3 protein-coding genes are annotated in these 3,766 nt (G+C 39.6%); 1 reads left to right on the top strand and 2 read right to left on the bottom strand.

Annotation, left to right across the window (positions count from 1 at the left end; translation table 11 throughout):
- Positions 1-227: 227 nt before the first annotated feature.
- A complete protein-coding gene (locus DB41_RS01190) occupies positions 228-614 on the bottom strand; it encodes a hypothetical protein (RefSeq protein WP_039383454.1) in 387 nt (128 codons plus the stop codon).
- 324 nt (positions 615-938) lie between these two features.
- Positions 939-3,158, bottom strand: a complete 2,220-nt coding sequence (locus DB41_RS01185) for a 2OG-Fe(II) oxygenase (RefSeq protein ID WP_039383452.1) — start codon at positions 3,156-3,158, stop codon at positions 939-941.
- A 233-nt stretch (positions 3,159-3,391) separates the two neighbouring features.
- On the opposite strand from DB41_RS01185, the gene DB41_RS01180 reads away from it, so the two are divergent.
- On the top strand, positions 3,392-3,607 hold the full coding sequence (locus DB41_RS01180) for a hypothetical protein (protein ID WP_052243771.1): 216 nt from the start codon (positions 3,392-3,394) through the stop codon (positions 3,605-3,607).
- Positions 3,608-3,766: the final 159 nt, after the last annotated feature.

Genomic DNA, 3,766 nt, shown 5'->3' with positions numbered 1-3,766 from the left:
TACATGCAGCCCCCAGTTTTGACGTCATTGAGCAAGCTTTCGACACTTGGGTCAATAGTTCACTTTCGTTCGTCTCCTTAGCCCTCACCTGATATGTTTATCATACCTTTTCCTTAACGCTCACTACCTTGGCTTTTGACCAAAGCAGCTTAAGGTGGTTTGAAATCTCTTCCTGCAAAGCGACTTCGAGGAGCCATTTTCCTCATCTTTCGTATAGTTACGCACATCTATAATGTGCTCGTGGCACACGCATGAACTTCTTGTAAAAGCGTTGATGTGTTAGCCTCTACATCAGAACTCAAGTCTTTAAAATGCTCACCGAGCATTTGCTTTACTTCCTCCTCGTGAATTACAACAGGACGAACTTTATAAGAAGTGATTATTTCATTTGCTTTTTGATTCCAAGTCGTATTTGGGCTGTTATTATCCATTGGGGAAGTAGTTAGATGTCTAAAGATATGTTGATATCCTTTTTGATCCCATTCCTGCTGCGCAGATAATTTTTCCTGAGAATCAGGTGAAAATAGAATTTTCAAGGCAAGTTTCTGGATTTTTTCATTGAGCGACATATTTTCAGGCTCTGCAATATATCTTTCTTGCATTAATTTTTGCATGCTGGCAGCGCGTAAATAGTCATAGTGATCGGAAAGCCCCCAAAATTATATGAACTAATGGTAAATTCGGTAGCAGACAGTAAGCCGCATCCAAAAAAACACAACAAATAATTAAAGTATTAAATAATTTCATTTAATCCTCATTAAAAATGAGGAACAATTTATTATTTTTTTCACATAATTAATTAAATTTCAATGAGATTAAACGATTTACGAAGATAAAAAAGTTGGAGACCATTTTGGTTCACCCTGCCCGAATCCAAACGGACTTCAGTGTTTTTTTTGTTCCATGTAACGCCTTATTTCTTAGAAGAGTAGTCATCTTCACGGCAAAAGAGCTGCGACTTGTTTTTGCTGCTTATGAGCTGTTTGAAAAAGCTTCAACGCTTTAAGATAAGATGCCTCATTTTTAGAGAAATGTCCGCTGAATTTATTTTTGTCACGGATGATTTCCCCTACGACATCAAACTGTTTGTTGTCTATCGTTTCTTGGATATGTAGCAAATTGCGCTTTAGAGTTTTTTCAATAGAAAAGGCGGCTCGCTCGGGATCCGAAAGAAACTTATTAAATTGCTGACAAAATTCACAAGAACATGTGCAACTCCCTGCTCGTGCCCATGTTATAGGCTTTTGGGGTTCAACACCAAAATGCTCTGTGACTCTATTAAAATAAACCGCGCCAAGAGCTTGAAAAACAGCGCGTTGATAACCATAATCAGGAGATGAAGTTTCCAGTGCCCTTAAAAGAGCTGGTGCAAAGATTTCGACTACAAATTTGGGATCTTCAATGCTGTTGAGTTCAGTAACGGCTTCAGCCAACCGTTCTTGATCATCCAGAAGGGCCAGCAATCGAAAGATCTCTGTTAAGGTCTCGCTTCTAAAATTTTTTAATTTTTGGCGACAACCAGATTGCCACTCTACGGCAAAATATCCTGCAACAATAGTACGTTGTTCAGGGTAGCCTTTCAATGCGATGAAAAGTTCATAAAGCCAAGAGAATAGGGATCCTCTAGATTTGGCTGCAATGGCGTCGATCTCTGGCTTAAGTGCTGTCAAAGAGAAAAGCTTAATCAATCGCGCAACACTCATAGCGTCGAGAGAAGAAAATGAATACTTTTGATAGCGCTGTAGATAATACTTAAGCAAATCGACATCAGCCAAGGTAATCAAGGAATCTAAAACATTGATTTTATAGAACTGCATGCTTGTACAGCGATCGAGAATGTGGCGTGCTAACTTCAACACTTTTTCTAGATTAGATCCTTCCTGCCATACTGTAGACTTAAGAAGAGTTTCCAAGTAATGGGCTCCATATTCTAAATCGCTATAACCTACAACTTCAAGGTCGGAACTTTCAGGCCAAATGATCACAGCACCGCGATGGTACCAGAGTTCTTTAGTTGCTCCTGAATTGCCGGTAGCTTCAGAGATTGAAACCTTGCGGCCTGGACCTCCGATCAAAGGCTTATCGGCTAACAAGGCATCTTCACTAAGAAGAATTTTTGCGATTTTTATTTTGTTGCCATCATTTCCCAAAAAGTTATGAGCATATATCTCAGTAGTGTTGATTCCATACTCCGTGTAGTTACTTTCACTACATTCACTATCATCATCATCGCGGTATCTGTTGCGCTTGTATCCATCGCCATAGTAATCTCCGTAGCTTTCTTCATAATAGCTCACGAGGCATAGAAAGGCTTTACACTGATGTTTAGCAGCAGCTTTGAGCAAAATCGAGGTTTTGGCATAATCACTGCTTTTTAAGTTGCTTAGACAAAGGTTTTTTTCTGTGTAAGAATGGTCTAGCAAATAAGTTAAGAAAGGAAACTTATGCTGTTCTTGGCTCCATTTTTGGATATAGCTGTCAACCTGTTCAATGATCTCGTCATTTTTTGCCAGCTGTGGCTGTATGCTTCGGCCTGCAAGAGCTAAATTGTAGACCAAGCAGAGGCGGTAGCCTGAAAGCACTGGTTTAACCTCATGAAAACAATCGGCATAAAAGACAGCATATTCTGGAGAAAACTTACCGTTACCAGCGAAGCTGTAGGAAAAGCTCTCACCAGCATGGCTAATAATTAATTCACCGCCTTCATGTGGGGATGGCAAGCTGATGACAAGTGTAGCAAACATATTGTCTATCTTTTCAGTGTCTCTATGAGGTAGAAAGAAACAGCCTTTGCCATAAAGCAGCAACTTATACAGCTCGCACTCAACGGTGACATCCCCCAAACCTAGCTGTTTGGCTATATTTATGCACATCTTTTTGAGAGCTTCCTGCCAATCGGGATTCCGGAATTGCAAGGCAGAAGGCGATAACTGCCACACATTGCGGACATTAGTATCGATAAGAGTTTCTTCTTTAAATCCGTAAGGGGCTTGTTCACATTCGGCCATGATCTGTTCAGCTTGCTCTGGACGCAAAGGCAAGGAAATCTCCCCAACATTGTCAATATAGAGACCCGGCAGTAAAGATTGCAGGGTGCCGTGCGCAGTAAAAGTTCCTGGAGATTCTAATTTATTCAATATGGTAAGAAGGTCGATCATCTCATGCTCACGATAATGGGGTGTTGATCATTTCTTTCCAAAATCCTATCATAGCGATTCATTAATCATCATTCCCAAAATACAGAGCTTCTTCGTGAATGATGTAATAAATATTGTAAACCTTCTAAGCTCACGGCATGATGATGGTTCGTTTAAGTCACTCACCTTACGCATAGATGAGTTGAAAAAATTATTCTAGAGGTATATTTTTTTCTTTGAAAAGAGGAAAAAAAATGAAACTCAATCTTCTTGATATTTCTACAGATTATCTTATCAGCCAAACCCAACAAGCCACAGCTACAGGGCTATCCAATCTTTTAGATGGCCAGGTTAGCCATGATAAAATCACCCGTTTTCTTAACAGCGATCCAGGCGGATCAAAAGAACTATGGCAGTATATTAAAAAGCAAGTGCACCATTACTCAAGGAAGGTGTGTAAAAGGCATTAATCTACTTTCTTAGCCTTATTAGCTATGGAGATCATACTTTTCCCATCGGTTTTGAAGTAATCAAAAAAGATATGCATTTTTGTGATGGGAAAACAAAGAAAGAAAAAAAGCAGTCATCCATTACTAAAAACCAACATTTCAGAGCGCTCATTCAACAAG

The sequence above is a fragment of the Neochlamydia sp. TUME1 genome (assembly GCF_000813645.1).
In the GTDB taxonomy this organism is placed as follows: Bacteria; Chlamydiota; Chlamydiia; order Chlamydiales; family Parachlamydiaceae; genus Neochlamydia.
Note: the sequence above shows the minus strand (reverse complement) of the source record. Positions and strands in the feature narration are given on the sequence as shown.

What these genes read in the sequence shown, in the direction of transcription:
- DB41_RS01185 (WP_039383452.1), bottom strand. Translation starts at nt 3,158, where the DNA reads ATGATCGACCTTCTTACCATATTGAATAAATTAGAATCTCCAGGAACT.
- DB41_RS01190 (WP_039383454.1), bottom strand. Translation starts at nt 614, where the DNA reads ATGCAAAAATTAATGCAAGAAAGATATATTGCAGAGCCTGAAAATATG.
- DB41_RS01180 (WP_052243771.1), top strand. Translation starts at nt 3,392, where the DNA reads ATGAAACTCAATCTTCTTGATATTTCTACAGATTATCTTATCAGCCAA.